The organism is Morganella psychrotolerans, assembly GCF_965118875.1.
Taxonomy (GTDB): domain Bacteria; phylum Pseudomonadota; class Gammaproteobacteria; order Enterobacterales; family Enterobacteriaceae; genus Morganella; species Morganella psychrotolerans_C.
The window spans coordinates 222,787-240,019 of sequence record NZ_CBCPJD010000001.1 but is presented as its reverse complement, the minus strand read 5'-3'; the positions used below and the strand labels follow the sequence as shown (position 1 = coordinate 240,019).

At 49.2% G+C, this 17,233-nt stretch carries 15 protein-coding genes and 1 riboswitch; of the genes, 9 read left to right on the top strand and 6 right to left on the bottom strand.

Annotated elements, in window-relative coordinates; genetic code table 11:
* Nucleotides 1-180: 180 nt before the first annotated feature.
* Nucleotides 181-465 (bottom strand): YoaH family protein, encoded by a 285-nt coding sequence (locus tag ACMHKJ_RS01120; protein ID WP_413491642.1) that lies wholly within the window; start codon nt 463-465, stop codon nt 181-183.
* 127 nt (nt 466-592) lie between these two features.
* On the opposite strand from ACMHKJ_RS01120, the gene pabB reads away from it, so the two are divergent.
* From pabB to mntP, 8 genes are all read left to right on the top strand, one after another.
* Nucleotides 593-1,975, top strand: a complete 1,383-nt coding sequence (pabB, locus tag ACMHKJ_RS01115) for an aminodeoxychorismate synthase component 1 (protein ID WP_413491641.1) — start codon at nt 593-595, stop codon at nt 1,973-1,975.
* A 3-nt stretch (nt 1,976-1,978) separates the two neighbouring features.
* Nucleotides 1,979-2,545, top strand: coding sequence for a CoA pyrophosphatase (locus ACMHKJ_RS01110; RefSeq protein ID WP_067362870.1), 567 nt, complete (start codon nt 1,979-1,981; stop codon nt 2,543-2,545).
* A gap of 190 nt (nt 2,546-2,735) precedes the next feature.
* The gene (locus tag ACMHKJ_RS01105) at nt 2,736-4,100 is read left to right on the top strand and encodes an L-serine ammonia-lyase (RefSeq protein WP_413491640.1); all 1,365 of its coding nucleotides are present in this window, start codon (nt 2,736-2,738) and stop codon (nt 4,098-4,100) included.
* Nucleotides 4,101-4,590: 490 nt separating this feature from the next.
* Nucleotides 4,591-5,574, top strand: a complete 984-nt coding sequence (gene manX / locus ACMHKJ_RS01100) for a PTS mannose transporter subunit IIAB (protein WP_413491639.1) — start codon at nt 4,591-4,593, stop codon at nt 5,572-5,574.
* Nucleotides 5,575-5,637: 63 nt separating this feature from the next.
* Nucleotides 5,638-6,432, top strand: a complete 795-nt coding sequence (locus tag ACMHKJ_RS01095; protein WP_067362879.1) for a PTS mannose/fructose/sorbose transporter subunit IIC — start codon at nt 5,638-5,640, stop codon at nt 6,430-6,432.
* Nucleotides 6,433-6,445: 13 nt separating this feature from the next.
* Nucleotides 6,446-7,303, top strand: a complete 858-nt coding sequence (locus ACMHKJ_RS01090) for a PTS mannose transporter subunit IID (RefSeq protein ID WP_067362881.1) — start codon at nt 6,446-6,448, stop codon at nt 7,301-7,303.
* A gap of 222 nt (nt 7,304-7,525) precedes the next feature.
* Entirely contained in the window at nt 7,526-7,984 is a 459-nt protein-coding gene (locus tag ACMHKJ_RS01085) for a DUF986 family protein (RefSeq protein WP_413491638.1), read from the top strand.
* Nucleotides 7,985-8,140: 156 nt separating this feature from the next.
* A riboswitch (yybP-ykoY riboswitch) is annotated at nt 8,141-8,337 on the top strand.
* 6 nt (nt 8,338-8,343) lie between these two features.
* Nucleotides 8,344-8,913 (top strand): manganese efflux pump MntP, encoded by a 570-nt coding sequence (gene mntP, locus ACMHKJ_RS01080; RefSeq protein WP_413492093.1) that lies wholly within the window; start codon nt 8,344-8,346, stop codon nt 8,911-8,913.
* Between the two features lie 52 nt (nt 8,914-8,965).
* Here mntP and rlmA read toward each other — a convergent pair whose 3' ends face one another.
* Nucleotides 8,966-9,781 carry a 23S rRNA (guanine(745)-N(1))-methyltransferase gene (rlmA, locus tag ACMHKJ_RS01075; RefSeq protein ID WP_413491637.1) on the bottom strand — a complete coding sequence of 272 codons (816 nt, stop codon included), beginning with the start codon at nt 9,779-9,781 and terminating at the stop codon, nt 8,966-8,968.
* Between the two features lie 282 nt (nt 9,782-10,063).
* On the opposite strand from rlmA, the gene ACMHKJ_RS01070 reads away from it, so the two are divergent.
* Complete coding sequence (locus tag ACMHKJ_RS01070; protein ID WP_413491636.1) at nt 10,064-10,801, top strand: vWA domain-containing protein; 738 nt, start codon at nt 10,064-10,066, stop codon at nt 10,799-10,801.
* A gap of 83 nt (nt 10,802-10,884) precedes the next feature.
* On the opposite strand, the gene ACMHKJ_RS01065 is transcribed toward ACMHKJ_RS01070, so the two are convergent.
* The 4 genes from ACMHKJ_RS01065 to ACMHKJ_RS01050 form a co-directional block, all read right to left on the bottom strand.
* On the bottom strand, nt 10,885-14,025 hold the full coding sequence (locus tag ACMHKJ_RS01065) for a CusA/CzcA family heavy metal efflux RND transporter (protein ID WP_413491635.1): 3,141 nt from the start codon (nt 14,023-14,025) through the stop codon (nt 10,885-10,887).
* Nucleotides 14,018-15,277: an efflux RND transporter periplasmic adaptor subunit gene (locus tag ACMHKJ_RS01060; RefSeq protein WP_413491634.1), complete on the bottom strand. Its 1,260-nt coding sequence runs from the start codon at nt 15,275-15,277 to the stop codon at nt 14,018-14,020. Before ACMHKJ_RS01060 ends, ACMHKJ_RS01065 begins: the two co-directional genes overlap by 8 nt.
* A 27-nt stretch (nt 15,278-15,304) precedes the next feature.
* Nucleotides 15,305-15,646: a copper-binding protein gene (locus ACMHKJ_RS01055; protein WP_413491633.1), complete on the bottom strand. Its 342-nt coding sequence runs from the start codon at nt 15,644-15,646 to the stop codon at nt 15,305-15,307.
* A 91-nt stretch (nt 15,647-15,737) separates the two neighbouring features.
* The gene (locus ACMHKJ_RS01050; protein ID WP_413491632.1) at nt 15,738-17,120 is read right to left on the bottom strand and encodes a Cu(I)/Ag(I) efflux RND transporter outer membrane protein; all 1,383 of its coding nucleotides are present in this window, start codon (nt 17,118-17,120) and stop codon (nt 15,738-15,740) included.
* Nucleotides 17,121-17,233 lie beyond the last annotated feature (113 nt).

Below are 17,233 nucleotides of genomic sequence, written 5' to 3'. Positions count from 1 at the left end.
AACCTCCTGTTTTTATCTCTGTCTGAGATTAAATGTTGTCCTATATACCCTTATTCATTCAAACCACAGGTTCATTGGCTGCATCCTGAATGACGTTGGGTATAAAATTTCACTTAAATCTTATACATGTGACATTAACATATTTATTATCAGGAAATTGTGACATTTGTTAGATATTTGTTACCGACCGTTGTCGTCGCTGTCATCATCATAGTCATCAGATTCTGCGTCGTAGTTATCTGTTGAATAACCATCTGTTGCATTATCATCTGTGACATAGTCATCAGCATCATCTTCATCAAACAGCACACTGACCTGTTCCCCGCCCTGATGCTGTTCGCGTAATTCTGCCGCAACCAGTGCAATAGCCTCGCCACTGCTCATGCCGTCCTGCATCAGCGCATGGATACGTTCAACTGCTGCCTGTTGTTCTTCGTGATTTAATACGGGAATACCACTGGACATAATTACCTTCTGTAACATATCGGCAAAAAACGCATTATACTCACAAAGACCGCCGCACGCATCTGCCCGTTTTCAGTTAAGATAGTGCGATGTTTTCCTGAGAATTCGTTTACTGACAGACCAAACCATGACACAACATTCAATACCTGTACTGACACCGCTTGATTACCATCCCGGACTTGCCGTCACCCTGTTCGCGCCGCTGGCTCATCTGCCACAGGCTGTGCTGCTGCACTCGGGTGATGCTCAGCATCAGCATAACCGTTTTGATATTCTGACAGCCGACCCTGTAATGATCCTGACCACCCGGGGAGATGATACCGTTACTGAAGATAACCGGAGTCAGTGTGTCTGTCAGAAAAGTGATCCGTTCCAATTACTTGACGATGCCCTGGCGCAGTGCGGGTTTTCTCCCTGCCCGCAGGATGATTATCCGTTTATGGGAGGCGCACTCGGGTTGTGGGGATATGACCTCGGGCGCCGCACAGAATCCCTGCCGTCACTGGCACGCAATGAGCTGAAAATTCCGGATATGGCAGTTGGTTTGTATGACTGGGCGATCATTGTGGACAACCATCGCCGCTGTGCCACGCTGATTACTTATGACGATCCCGCTGCGCGTCTTGCATGGCTACAGGCTCAACGGGATGCAGCCCCCGCGCAGGCTGTTCCGTTTGCACTGACCGGTGGTTGGCAGTCAGATATGAGTGAAGCGGAATATCATGAAAAAATCGCCCGTATCCATGAGTATCTGCAGGCCGGGGACTGCTATCAGGTGAATCTGGCTCAACGTTTTACCGCCCCTTATGAAGGGGATGAATGGCAGGCGTTTCTTTTGCTGAATGCAGAAAATAAAGCGCCGTTCTCTGCGTTTCTGCGCCTGGCGGATGCGGCGGTTATCTCTGTTTCACCGGAGCGCTTCCTGTGGCTGAAAGACGGCACAGTGCAAACGCGTCCTATTAAAGGCACCCGTCCGCGCCACCCGGAAGATCCACAGGCTGATGAGAAAGAAAAACAGGCTCTTTCGGCGTCTGAAAAAGACCGTGCCGAGAACCTGATGATTGTTGACCTGATGCGCAATGATATCGGACGGGTTGCACGACCGGGCTCTGTCAGTGTGCCGTCGCTGTTTGCCGTGGAGGCATTTCCGGCTGTGTATCATCTGGTCAGTACCATTACCGCAGAATTACCGCCGCAATGCCATGCGACTGATTTGCTGCGCGCCTGCTTTCCGGGTGGATCAATTACCGGTGCGCCCAAAATTCGTGCGATGGAAATTATTGAAGAGCTGGAGCCTTACCGCCGTCATGCCTATTGCGGGTCAATCGGCTATATTAGTTTCTGCGGGACAATGGACACCAATATTGCTATCCGTACCCTGATTGCCGAGGATAACCGGCTTTACTGCAAAGCCGGCGGCGGTATTGTGGCAGACAGTCGTGCCGCGGATGAATATCAGGAAACATTTGATAAACTGGGGCGGATCTTACCTGTTCTGCCGGAGAAATAACCCATGAATTCACTGGCACAGTTTATTCCCCGTTTTCAGTTAATCCGCCCGGAAGAGGCGGAAATCACAGGACAGCGTGATCGTCATGCGGCTGTTTTGCTGCCGATCACGGACAAACCCCGGCCGGGTATATTACTGACTCTGCGCGCCGCTTCGCTGCGATCCCATCCGGGCCAGATTTCCCTGCCCGGCGGCGCAGCTGACCCCGGTGATACCTCCCCGGTTGCCACCGCCCTGCGCGAAGCTCAGGAAGAAATTGCCATCCCGCCGCAATCTGTACAGGTGCTGGGGCAGATGGCACCAGTTGACAGTGTGACCGGTTTTCGTGTGACGCCGGTAGTCGGGATAGTTCCCTCTTCACTGGTCTTGCGGAGTAACCCGCAGGAAGTCGCTGATATCTTTGAGCTGCCGCTTGATGCCGCTCTTGATGTAAGCCGTTACCGCTATATTGATATGAAACGCAATACTGTGGAGCGCCGCCTGTATTTTTGTCTGTATGAAGGAAGAATGATTTGGGGGCTGACTGCGGGTATTTTATATCGGCTGGCGACGCAAGTTAAAAATGATTAATTTGTAACCTAATTCACACTCTGACACTATTTTACCCTGTATTTTTTCATCAACCATGCCTATTTTTTATCTGAAAACGCTGTTACGCAGTAAAAAATGCGATAAACTGCTTCGTTAGCGTGAGCAAAAAACAGTAAAGTAACGCGCTTTACAATAAATCACTATTACATTGTTTTTTAAGGAGTCTGACGTGATTAGCGTTTTCGACATGTTTAAAGTGGGCATTGGCCCTTCCAGCTCTCACACCGTAGGGCCGATGAAAGCCGGGAAGCAGTTTGTTGATGAATTAGTTGAAAAAGGACTGATCTCACGCGCAACCCGCGTTTCCGTTGATGTCTACGGCTCACTCTCCTTAACAGGGAAAGGTCACCATACTGATATCGCTATCATCATGGGTCTGGCGGGTAACTTACCGGCAACCGTGGATATTGATGCTATTCAGGGCTTTATCGCAAATGTCAGTGAAACAGAAAAACTGGCACTGGCAAATGGTCAGCAAACCGTTGATTTTCCGCTTGAAGGCGGAATGAATTTCCATACCGGTAACCTGCCGCTGCATGAAAACGGCATGAGCATTACTGCATTTGCCGGTAACGACGAACTGTACACCAAAACCTATTACTCCGTCGGCGGTGGTTTTATCGTCGATGCGGAACACTTTGGTCAGGATAACGCCAATGAAACACCGGTATCCTACCCGTACGCCAGTGCTGAAGAGCTGCTGAAGCACTGCCATGAAACCGGTCTGTCTGTCTCCTCTCTGATGATGAAAAATGAGCTGGATCTGCACACCAAAGCAGACATTGACGCGTATTTTGCTGATATCTATAAAACCATGACCGACTGTATCGCGCATGGTCTGGAAACCGAAGGCATTCTGCCGGGTCCGTTGCGTGTACCACGCCGCGCGGCAGCACTGAGCCGACTGATTAATTCAACCGGTAAACTGTCAAATGACCCGATGCAGGTTATTGACCTGGTCAATATGTTTGCACTGGCGGTCAACGAAGAAAATGCCGCCGGCGGACGTGTTGTCACAGCGCCGACCAATGGCGCCTGCGGGATCGTACCTGCGGTACTGGCTTACTACGACAGTTGCATTGAAAAAGTTACCCCGGATATCTATCTCCGTTACTTCCTTGCCAGCGGTGCAGTCGGCATTCTGTATAAAATGAATGCATCGATTTCAGGCGCAGAAGTCGGTTGTCAGGGAGAAGTCGGTGTCGCCTGTTCAATGGCAGCCGCAGGACTGACTGAAATTCTCGGCGGCAGCCCGGAGCAGGTCTGTATCGCAGCTGAAATCGGCATGGAACATAACCTGGGATTAACCTGTGACCCTGTCGCCGGACAAGTTCAGGTACCGTGTATTGAGCGTAACGCGATTGCATCTGTGAAAGCGATTAATGCCTCGCGGATGGCATTGCGCCGCACGAGTGCACCGCGTGTCTCACTCGATAAGGTTATCGAAACCATGTATGAGACCGGAAAAGACATGAATGCCAAATACCGCGAAACATCGCGCGGTGGCCTGGCGATTAAAGTTCAGTGTGACTGAACCGGACCATGTTGTGATCTGATCCGCAAAACATAATTTTCAGACATTAATATCCCTGCAACATTGCAGGGATATTTTTTACCTGAAGCGCATCAGCATTGCTGTTTTTTCGTTCAAATTTATAATATTTAAAGTAATTATATTAATGGTATGTAAATTTCGCTAGCTCATCCCGCTATAAAATACCAAATAATCCCGCCATTCACCTGATAAATGACTCACTCAACATAATTATCATCTTTACTTACATGTTTCGTGTTTCGATTTTGTTGTTTTCTGACGGAAAGCAAGTTTTTTTATAATCATAAAATGGTAGTCTTACAATTAATTAGCGCCCCGAAATTAATTACCGCTGCTTAAACGTAAATAATTAGCGGTATCACGGGCCTGAGACTATCTTTACACCGGAGTCTTACGGTTTTTTCCTGACCCATAAAAGATTCTGTGTAATACACAAAAACCATCCTGGCTGATGTTAAGGGGGAGAAAGGTGAGTATAGCCATTATGATTGGCACCCACGGTAAAGCCGCGGAGCAATTACTGCGCACGACTGAAATGTTGATTGGTGAACAGGAGAACGTTTCCTTCATCGACTTCGTTCCGGGGGAAAATGCCGACACACTGTATGCCAAGTACAATGAAAAGCTGCCCGGTTTATCAACTACTGACGGGGTATTATTCCTTGTCGATACCTGGGGCGGCAGCCCGTTCAACGCAGCAAACCGTATCGTCACTGAGCAGGATCAGGCGGCAGGCGGCACCAGTAATTATGAGATAGTCACAGGGGTGAATGTTCCGATGCTGGTAGAGACCTTTATGTGTCGTGATGATAATCCGTCATTGCAGGAACTGGTCGCTGTCGCACTCGAAACCGGCCGTGAAGGTATTCGCGCCCTGAAAACACAGGAAGCGGAAGCACCAAAAGCAGCACCTGCGCCAAAACCGGTTGCAAAACCTGCAGCACCGGCCGGTCCCGGCGGACACATGATTATTTCTCTCGCGCGTATCGATGACCGTCTTATTCACGGCCAGGTTGCCACACGCTGGACCAAAGAAACGAATGTGAAGCGTATTATTGTCGTCAGTGATGATGTTGCAAAAGATACTGTCCGATCCACATTACTCAAGCAGGTAGCACCTCCGGGCGTTACTGCTCACGTCGTTGACGTGGATAAAATGATCCGTGTCTGGAATAACCCGAAATACGCCAATGAGCGTTGCATGCTGCTGTTTACTAACCCGGCAGATGTACTGCGTCTGGTTGAAGGCGGTGTCAATATCACGACCGTGAATATCGGCGGGATGGCATTCCACGAAGGTAAAAAACAGGTTAATAATGCAATTTCTATCGATAATGACGATATCGTTGCATTCAAGGCCTTAAATGAACGGAACATTGAGCTGGAAGCCCGCAAAGTGTCTACCGATTCAAAAATAAAAATGATGGATTTAATCAGCAAAGCTGAAAGTTAATTTGACCCATTACTCAATGCAAAATTTGTTTTTCACAACATGATTGGTTAAAGGAGAAAGACAATGGAACTTTCCGTTGTACAAATCGTCCTGGTCTTCATCGTTGCCTGTGTCGCAGGTATGGGGTCAATCCTCGATGAATTCCAGTTTCACCGCCCTCTGGTCGCCTGTACGCTGATGGGGATTGTACTGGGTGATATGAAAACAGGGATAATGATCGGCGGTACGCTGGAAATGATCGCCCTGGGCTGGATGAACATTGGTGCGGCAGTCGCACCGGATGCGGCGCTGGCGTCCATCATTTCCACCATTCTGGTTATTGCCGGCGGGCAAAATATCGGTGCCGGTATTGCACTGGCTATTCCGCTGGCAGCCGCCGGTCAGGTTCTGACGATTATCGTCCGTACTATTACTGTCGCCTTCCAGCACATGGGGGACCGTGCCGCAGATAAGGGGAACCTCTCCGCGCTGGGCTTTATCCATGTCGGCGCCCTGTTGCTTCAGGCAATGCGTATCGCTATTCCGGCGGTTATCGTTGCAGTATCAGTCGGGACAGATGTTGTCCGTGAAATGCTGGATTCAATTCCTGACTGGGTCACTCACGGTCTGAATATCGCCGGAGGCATGATCGTTGTTGTCGGTTACGCCATGGTGATTAACATGATGCGTGCCGGTTACCTGATGCCATTCTTCTACTTAGGCTTCGTGACTGCCGCATTCACCGACTTCAACCTGGTTGCCCTGGGTGTTATCGGGACTGTGATGGCTGTGCTGTATATCCAGCTCAGTCCGAAATACAACAAATCGGAAGTCGTTGTCGCTGCCGGCAAGAACGACCTCGATAACGAGTTAGACTAAGAAGGTGAACAACATGGTTGATACAACAAGCAACATAACTGCAAAAAAACAGTTAAGAAAGAGCGATATCCGTGGTGTGTTCATCCGCTCAAACCTGTTTCAGGGGTCGTGGAACTTTGAACGTATGCAGGCGATGGGTTACGCCTTCTCCATGGTGCCGGTTATCCGCCGTCTTTATCCTGAAAATAACGACGAGCGCCGTCAGGCTATCAAACGCCACATGGAATTCTTCAATACGCATCCGTATATGGCAGCCCCTATTCTCGGGGTAACCTGTGCGATGGAAGAGCAGCGCGCCAATGGTGCAGATATCGACGATGGTGCCATCAATGGTATCAAAGTCGGTCTGATGGGACCGTTAGCCGGTGTGGGTGACCCTATTTTCTGGGGAACCGTGCGTCCGGTATTTGCCGCACTCGGTGCCGGTATTGCCATGACCGGCAGCCTGCTCGGGCCACTGCTGTTCTTCTTCCTGTTCAATATCGTCCGCCTTGCCACCCGTTATTACGGTGTGACGTACGGCTATAAAAAAGGACTGGATATTGTTCAGGATATGGGCGGCGGCTTCCTCCAGAAACTGACAGAAGGTGCCTCTATTCTCGGCCTCTTTGTCATGGGGGCGCTGGTGAACAAATGGACAAAAGTGAATATTCCGCTGGTGGTATCGGAGATTAAAAACCCGACCACAGGCGAGATAGATGTCACCACTGTCCAGACCATTCTTAACCAGCTGATGCCGGGTCTGATGCCACTGTTGCTTACCTTCGGGTGTATGTGGCTGCTGCGCCGCAAAGTAAATGCGCTGCTGATTATTATCGGTTTCTTTGTGCTCGGTATTCTGGGTTACGTTTTCGGTTTCCTGGCACCGTAATTGATAAAAAAATCATACCCTGATATACCCAACGTCATTCAGGGTGCAGGCAGGCGGCAAGCTCCGACCGCCGGGGAGCATAGGTAAACTATGTGACCCGGCGGGCTGAGCGCAGCCAACGAACCTGCAGTTTGAATGAATAAGGGTATAAAAAGTATGTTAGTTTAAACGGGAGGACGACCTCCCGTTTTTTATTACCACTTCAGGGGAAAAGAAACCACCATGACTATTAACGATATCATTTTACTGTGTGTAATCATTCTGATGCTGCTGTTTGCGGCCTATGACGAATTTATCGTCAATACACTGAAAGGTAAAACGCAGTTACGGGTAAAACTCAAGCGTAACCACCGTGCTGATGCCGTTATTTTTATCTTTCTTATTGGTATTGTTATTTATAATAATATAACCGGACATGGTAGTGCATTAACAACCTATTTACTTTCCGCCTGTATTATCATTGCAATCTATCTGGCTTTTATTCGTTCACCCAAGTTATATTTTAAGCAGGACGGATTCTTTTATGCGAATGCCTTTATTAAATATGACAGAATAAAAACAATGAATTTATCTGAAGACGGTATTCTTCTTGTGGGTTTAGAAAATCGCAAGATCTACATAAAGGTTTCACATCTTGATGATTTACAACAAATTTATAATTTCATGGTTAATAATAAATAATTATCCTTTATTTTTATCCCCCTATAAAAATAAAGACTAATATTAACATTAGTCATTATTTCCTTATTTAATGCAAAAGAATGAAAATCATTCTCATTAGCATCTTTTGAAAACAGAATATCAATTCTTGCCTTTTTTATTTTCTGTGATATCTTTCCGGTCACGTCATTGGGGAGTAGCCTGTTCTATTATTCACCTCTCAGGTAAATAACAGAAAATCCGTGTCAACATGCTCGCTGGATATTATATCAGCGTGGTACGGATGCCGTTTCGGTTGGCAAGACCATAGACACACATTTCACCGGAGGTCGGGGATGGATTGTGTGTATATGGATAGCTACCCGACCGAGACTGAGTTTATGAGTTTTTATGCCACCCTCGTCCTCGCCCTGGCCCTCTCTATGGATGCCTTCGCCGTTGCTATTTGCAAAGGCGCTACCTTGCACAAACCACCCTTACGTGAAGCACTGCGCACCGGTTTAATCTTTGGTGTCATTGAAGCCATCACACCACTTATCGGCTGGACAATCGGTATTTTTGCCAGTCAGTATGTTATCGAATGGGATCACTGGATTGCGTTTGCGCTGTTATTTATTCTCGGCGCCCGTATGATTTACAACAGTATCACTGCCGGTGATGATTGCTGCGCCCAACACGAAAAACCACAGCGTCACAGCGCAATGCACCTTGCCACAACTGCCGTTGCCACCAGCCTGGATGCCATGGCAATTGGTGTTGGTCTGGCGTTTCTTGAAGTGAATATCGTGCATACCGCCATGGCTATCGGGCTGATGACCATGATAATGGCCACCACCGGGATGATTTTGGGACGCTATATCGGCCCTATGCTGGGTAAACGTGCTGAGATTGCCGGCGGGGTTGTCCTGATCCTGATTGGATTCACCATTTTGTATGAGCACATTGGTTAATCCGTTCTGCTTTGCACGCAATCTGATGACCCGCTGTTGCGGGTCATTTTATTTATACATCACGCCGGTAAATCCGGATCAGAAAATCAGTTTCACAGGAAAATACCGTTTCTGCTGCCAGTTGTTTTTTCACCGTTTCTGCCGCTTTCCAGGCAAACGGCGTCATAGAGAGCAATGCGGTTGCATCTGCACCCTCCAATACCATCGGATACGCTACCTGATATTCCTGTACCGGACTGAACCCCGGAAAACATTCCTCTTTCAGAGGATGAAGATGCACATCGGTATAAATCAGGGATTTCAGCTGGTATAAATGACGCGGACCCGGTGTGACAGTCACAATAATCCCGCCCGGCTTCACCACGCGTGTTAACTCATCCGGGTTGCAGGGAGCATAAATACGCAATACACCTTCCAGAGAGTTATCTTCAAACGGCAGCCGCTGACTGGACGCCACACTGAAATTTACCTGTGGATACCGCTTTGCACCAAAACGTACCGCGACTTTTGCCACGTCCAGCCCGTAAACCATGACATCACGCACAGCAAGACTTTCTGTCAGCGCGCTGGTGTAATACCCCTCGCCACAGCCGATATCCAGAACCGCTTGCACCTGTTCCGGTAAAAACTGTTCAAACGCCGCAATAACCTGATCACGCATCGGGCGATAATGATGATTATCCAGAAACGCTCTGCGTGCCTGCATCATCTCTTTACTGTCTCCCGGCTCTTTTGAGCGCTTAAACTGAACAGGTAACAGATTGATATATCCCTCTTTCGCGAGATCAAACTGATGGTTATTATCGCAACAATAACTGTTTGAACGGCGATCCAGCGGGTGTTGGCAAAGCGGGCATTGGTAAGACATAATCATTCACTGTGAAATAGGGTAAGAGTGCAACCGGCAGCGCCGGTAACAGAAAAATTGAGGCAAAACCATATCATGAAAACGTATTGGTGACAGGATAAAATTGATGATTATCAGCAATGGCACAGCCTGCACGTCAGAGTTAATCCACAGAGCCTCTTTCCTGTACACTGCAACTGTTGAGTCTAATCAGATAAATCTGCTTTGAATATTTTTCGTACACGCCAGAATACGGGTATTCCCACCTTCGCCTCACACCAAAAAACAGAATAAGGAATACCTATGCTCAGACTGACCCGTCCGCTTTTTGCCTCACTTTTGTTTTTATTTTCAGCCACCACATTCGCTGCAGTTGACACCAAACCGGCACCATCTGAAACAACCGCGCCCGCAGATTTAGACCTGGTCTTTGTTCTGGATAAAAGTGGGTCAATGTCCGGATTTGAACAGGATACTATCGGCGGCTATAACTCCGTACTGGCAGAAAACCGGAAAAAAAGCGGAAATATTTATGTCACTACAGTGTTATTTAATCACGGGAGCAGTACATTACATAACCGCGAGCCTATCAGCAAAGTTAAAAACCTGACACCCGAGGATTATTCTGTCGGCGGTAATACCGCATTATTGGATGCTGTTGGTCAGACAATAGATAAAACCCGTGAAACCCGCAAAATCACGAAAAATAACAACGTATTATTTGTCATTATTACTGATGGCGAAGAAAACAGCAGTCAGAAATACAGCCAGTCAAAAATTAAAGCGATGATTAAGTCTGCGGAGAAAGAAGATAAATGGGACTTTATTTTCCTGGGTGCCAATATTGATGCTATTTCAGAAGCCGGTAATATCGGTATTAAAAGCTCTAACGCCACCGGTTATATGCAGGATAAAAAAGGCTACGACAAAGCCTATGAAGCTGTAAATAAAGCCGTCTCAGTCAAACAACAGTCCAAACCGATTACCGGCGAATGGAAAGCTGAGGTCGAGCAGGATAACAGTGAGCGTAGTAAAAAATAACGTTTTAGCTTTATGGTATTCAAAATAGTAAATCCCCGGCTGTCATACCGGGGATTTTTCTTTGGTTATGATTTTTTATTTGGTTACTTGTTTTTATGACGATGCAGCCAGATCAGTTTATAAGCGGCCGGAATAATAAACATCGATAATAATGGTGCGGTTATCATGCCGCCAATCATCGGTGCCGCTATCCGGCTCATCACTTCAGAGCCTGACCCCGTTCCCCACAATATCGGCAGTAAGCCTGCAATAATCACCGCCACTGTCATTGCTTTCGGTCTGACGCGCAGCACCGCACCGTGGTAGAGCGCATCATCCAGACCTTCGCGGGTAAATGTCGCCGGGTTAGTCAGTTTGGGGTCCGCTTCTATGGCATGGCGCAGATACATCAGCATCACCACGCCAAACTCTGCCGCAACGCCCGCCAGAGCGATAAACCCGGTACCTGTGGCAACGGACAGATGGAACCCCTGCCAGTAAAGGAACCAGATACCACCGATCAACGCAAACGGCATACTCAGCAAAATAAGCAGTGCCTCATCAAAGCGTCTGAACGCGAGATACAGCAGGATGAAAATAATCATCAGCGTCATCGGCACCATCAGCATTAGTTTTTGATTTGCCCGCTCTAACAGCTCAAACTGACCTGAGAATGACACACTGGTTCCCGGGCGGAGTTTCACGTCCTTCTCAATAGCCTGACGCAAATCATTCACCACAGAAACCATATCCCGCCCGCGGGCATCGATATAGATCCAGCTTGCCGGACGTGCATTTTCTGTTTTCAGCATAGACGGACCGGACGCCACGCGTATATCCGCCAGATCGCCGAGTGTTATCTGCTGATTCTGTGGTGTCAGTACAGGCAGTTCACGCAACGCCTGCGGACTGTCGCGCAACGCCTGCGGATAGCGCAGACCTATCGGATAACGCGCCACACCTTCCACGGTTTCCCCCACCATCGCGCCGCCGGTTGCGGATGATACAAACAACTGAACATCACTGATGGTCATACCGTAACGTGCTGCTTTTTCACGATTTATCACCACATCAATATAACGCCCGCCCTCAAGGCGCTCGGCAAGCGCCGACACAACACCGGGAACCGTTCTGGCAACAACTTCAATATCCGACGCCGTTGCATCAATGTCCGCTAATACCGTACCGGAGACTTTAATACCAATCGGGCTTTTTATCCCGGTCGATAACATATCAATGCGGTTACGAATAGGCGGAACCCACAGATTAGCTAATCCCGGCAGGCGTACGGTTGCATCCAGCTCCTCAATAATTTTATCCAGCGTCATGCCTTCTCGCCATTCTTCCTGCGGTTTCAGCTGAATGGTTGTTTCTATCATTTCCAGCGGCGCAGAGTCCGTCGCGGTTTCGGCTTTTCCTGCTTTGCCAAATACCGTTGCCACTTCAGGCACAGTGCGGATCAATTTATCAGTAGTCTGTAACAGCGCAGTTGCCTGTGCAGGAGAGACACCCGGCAATGTGGACGGCATATACAGCAGGTCACCCTCATTAATTTTCGGTAAAAACTCCCCGCCTATCCGGCTGAGCGGCCAGATCACAGAAAAGAGTGTCAACACAGCCACCAGCAGTGTCAGTTTCGGACGGTGCAGCACTTTCAGTAATAACGGATGATAAATGCGGATCAAAAAACGGTTCAGCGGATTCTTGTTTTCAGCCGGAATTTTACCGCGTATCCAATAGCCCATCAGGATAGGGATAACAAAAATCGCCAGCGCGGCAGCCCCTGCCATTGCATAGGTTTTGGTAAATGCCAGAGGTCCGAACAGCCGCCCTTCCTGACCTTCCAGGGTAAAGATAGGAATAAATGATAATGTAATAATCAGCAGGCTGATAAATAACGCAGGACCCACTTCAACAGAGGCTTCCGTGATTACCTGCCAGCGCGTTTTATTATCAAGAGATTTATCGGGATGCTGATGTCCCCACTCTTCCAGGCGTTTGTGCGCATTTTCTATCATAACAATCGCTGCATCCACCATCGCGCCGACGGCAATGGCTATTCCTCCCAGCGACATAATGTTGGCATTAAGCCCCTGGAAATGCATGACGATAAACGCGATAAATAACCCCAGCGGCAATGAAATAATTGCCACCAGCGCAGAGCGCAGATGCCACAAGAACAATGCACACACCACGGCAACCACCAGAAACTCTTCAAGCAGTTTAAAGGTCAGATTTTCAATGGCACGGTCAATCAACTGGCTGCGATCATAAGTCGTGACGATTTCAACGCCTTCCGGCAGACTGCTTTTCAGTGCTTCAAGCCTGGCTTTGACCGCTGAAATAACGTCGCGGGCGTTTTCACCGGAGCGCAAAATCACTATCCCGCCCGCGACTTCACCTTCACCATCAAGCTCGGCTATGCCACGGCGCATTTCCGGCCCTATCTGCACGGTTGCCACATCACGCAGGTACACCGGCACACCATTCGCGTCCGTCTTCAGGACTATCTGATTAAAATCATCCACAGATTGCAGATAACCGGTTGCCCGCACCATATATTCCGCTTCTGCCAGTTCAAGTGAGGATCCCCCTGCTTCCTGGTTTGAAGCGGAAAGCTGCTGCTTCACCGTTGCAAGGCTGATGCCGTACTGCGCCAGTTTCTGCGGATCCACCACAATCTGGTACTGTTTTACCACGCCGCCGACAGACGCGACTTCCGCCACGTTCGGAATCGTCTTCAACTCATATTTCAGGAACCAATCCTGCAATGCACGTAAATCAGCCAGATCTTGTTTTCCGCTGCGGTCAACCAGCGCATATTCAAAAATCCAGCCGATACCAGTGGCATCCGGTCCTATTTCCGCACTGACACCGGCAGGCAGTTTACCCTGAATCTGATTAAGATATTCCAGCACACGGGAACGCGCCCAATAAAGGTCGGTTCCGTCTTCAAAAATGACATAGACATAAGAGGCGCCAAACTGTGAGAATCCGCGGACTGTTTTTGCCCCGGGAACTGACAGCATGGTGGTTGTCAGCGGATAGGTTACCTGATTTTCAACCAGTTGCGGCGCTTGTCCCGGATACGTAGTTTTGATAATAACCTGCACATCAGACAGATCAGGCAGTGCATCAACCGGGGTTTTGGCGATCGTCCACACGCCCCATAAGGTCAGAAACAGCACACCAAACATCACCAGAAAGCGGTTGGCGACTGAGCGCCGGATAATCCATTCAATCATGACCGCCTCCCTGATGTTCTGAGTGCGGGTCAGTATCACGCATCCGCTCCAGCGCACCATTAATATTGGCTTCGGAATCAATCAGAAACAGTCCGTTAACCACCACTTTCTCCCCTTCACTCAGTTCATTGCCGATCCCGGTGTCACCCTGTGAATCACGCAGAACCGTAATTTTTTTCGGTACAAACTTCCCGTTTTCATCCAGGGTTATCACCCGTTGTTCACTTCCTGTATCAATCACCGCCCGCGACGGAATAAGCAGCATATCGCCACTCTTTGCCGTTAATGTGAGATACGCATTCATGCCGGGCTTGAGTAATTCCTCCGGATTTTCAACCTGTAAACGCAACTGAAGTGTGCGACTGACCGGGTCCGCCCCCGCCAGCAGGTCGCGCCGGGTAATGTTGAAGGTTTTATCCGGCTGAGACGGGACCGAAAGGCGCAAATCTGCCTGTTTATCCAGCAGATACGCGAGAGATTCCGGCACCGCGACGCTCAGCCAGATGGGATCAATCCCCTGAATTTTGGCAACGATATTTTCTTTGCCGATATTCATCCCGGTTTTCAGATCAAACGCGGTCAGAACACCGTCAATCGGCGCAGTTATCGTAAACCGGGTCTGAATTTCCCGTTTTTGCTGCAACTGCCGGATATGATTTTCCGGCATTCCTGCCAGGCGCAGTCGCTCCAGCACGCCGCGTAATTGTACTGCGGTGCCGCCGGTTTCCTTGAGCAGCAGATATTCACTCTGCGCCTCCACCCATTCCGGCACTGTGATTTCAATCAGCGGCATGCCTTTGCGCACGCGGTCACCGGTGGTCAGCGGATACACTTTTTCAATAAATCCCCCCGCACGCGCCTGGACAATGACAAACTGATAATCATTAAACATCACATTTGCCGGAAATGTGCGGGTGTAATCCAGCGTTCCGCGGCGAACCTGTGCCGTTTTTAACCCGAGATTCTGCTGCTGAACCGGGTCTATCCGCACGCCGTTGCCTGTTCCGCCACCCTCTTCATCCGCATATTTTGGCACCAGATCCATATCCATAAACGGGGATTTTCCCGGTTTATCAAATTTAGTATCCGGTTTCATCGGATCATACCAAAAGAGGACGTTCCGCTCCGGTGCCTGAACGGCGGTATCACTCTGTGCAAAAGTGAAATACGGTGAGATCCCGATTGCCACTGCACCGCCGATAATCAGGCTGCTGATTATCACCGCGCTGTATTTTAATGTTGCAGATGCCATGTCCGTCCCCCGGAAATAGCCGGTGAATTACCGGACTGAAATTGACTGAAGAAGGGAAATATTTTCCTGCTGAATGAATGTGAAGCTGACTTTGTCACCCTCTTTCAGATCCGTAAATTGAGGTGCAGCTTCTGTATAGGTAAAGCGCATCCGCATCGCGGGCCAGCCGAGTGATGCGATAGCATCATGATCTATCGTGATTTTTTTATTCTCCGCATCAATGCCTCTGACAGTACCGACGGCTTTGGTAACCTGCGGCGATACCGCAGATGCTGATGCAGCTGCACTGTGATGTAATTCATTGGCAGACGCAGGCAGTGAGAATGCAGCCATGCCCGCTACTAATGTGACGATGAGAGATAAACGCATAATAAGTATCCTTATTTTAATATACTTTTATTCATTCAAACCGCAGGTTCATTGGCTGCATCTTGAATGACGTTGGGTATAATGTTGATGATCAGGCTTTCCATCCGCCGCCCAATGCGGCAAACAGGGTAATTTCATTTGTTTTTTGGTTATATTTCAGTGTGGCGAGGGTTTGACGCGTGGTCAGCAATGCCCGCTGTGCATCCAGCACATCGAGGTAACTGCTCTGCCCGCGGGCAAAAAGAAACTGCGCGCGCTGCAATGTGATGTCCAGTGATGCGGCGTATCGAGTCTGTGCCGCTATCTGTTGTGCAAGACTATCCCGCAGCACCAGTGCATCCGCGACTTCTTTAAAGGCGTTCTGAATGCGCTGCTCGTAGATAACCACCGCTTTTTCCTGTCGGATCTCCGCCAGCGCCAAATTGGCGTTATTGCGCCCGCCGTTAAATACCGGAATAGTGATTTTCGGGATGAAGCGCCAGATACCGGTAGCGGCGTCGAGTACAGAAGCCAGGTTACTGCTGCTGCCGGAGATCTCGCCGGTCAGCGAAACAGACGGGAAAAATGCCGCGCGGGCAGCGCCGATATTGGCATTCGCTGCCAGCAAAAGGTGTTCGGCTTCGGTAATATCCGGGCGTTGCAATAAAATATCTGACCGGAGATTAACCGGTAAGTTAACTTCCGGGGAAACCAGTGCGTCAGCCGGATTTGCCGGTAATAACGGGCGGTAATCCCCGGACACCCGCTGCAACGCATTGGCGGCCTGTTTCAGTTCTCCCTCACGCGCGGCAATATCTGCCTGTGCGCTTTCCGTTTGTCCCCGTGCCTGCTCCAGCGCGAGCACATTGCTGTTCCCGGTTACCAGACGGCGCTCAATAAACCGGTAAGACTGCTTATAGTAATTCAGGCTCTCACGGCTGATAGCAAGCTGCTCTGTGGCAAGGTGATACTGGTAATAACTCTGCATCGCTGTGCTTATCAGCAGGATTTGCGCTGTCCGCTGCGCTTCCTGTGTGGCAAGGAAGTTTTGCTGATCAGCGTCACTCAGGTTCTGTAACCGTCCCCAGAAATCCGGCTCAAAGCTCAGTGAAAATCCGGTGTCATAGCTGTCTTCCGTCCGTTTTTCACCTGTAAACCCGCCTTGTGACGTGGCACTGAGATTGCCGTTTACCTGCGGTAATTGGTCTGCCCTCGTCACACCATATTTCTCGCGCGCTTCGCGGACATTGAGTATTGCTGTTTTTAAATCGGCATTCGTGCGCAGTGTCTGTTCAATCAATGCCGTGGCGGCAGGATTGGCAAAAAACTGACGCCAGCCCGGAACGCTGTAATCACCGGTGCTGACCAGCCCGTTCTGCGCAAGGGAAAATTGCTGAGGAACAGGGAGCGCCGGACGCTGATAATCCGGCGCAAACGAAGCGCAGCCGGTCAGAACAAAAAAGGTGCTCAGTGAGATATATTTTAAAATCCGCATACTGTCCGGTCCGCCGGTTATTAACATAATAGCCGCAGTGTACCGGGGTGATTCTGTTTACTGAGTGACAGAAAAATGACGAAATTGTCATTTTAGGTAACGGACGTTGATCT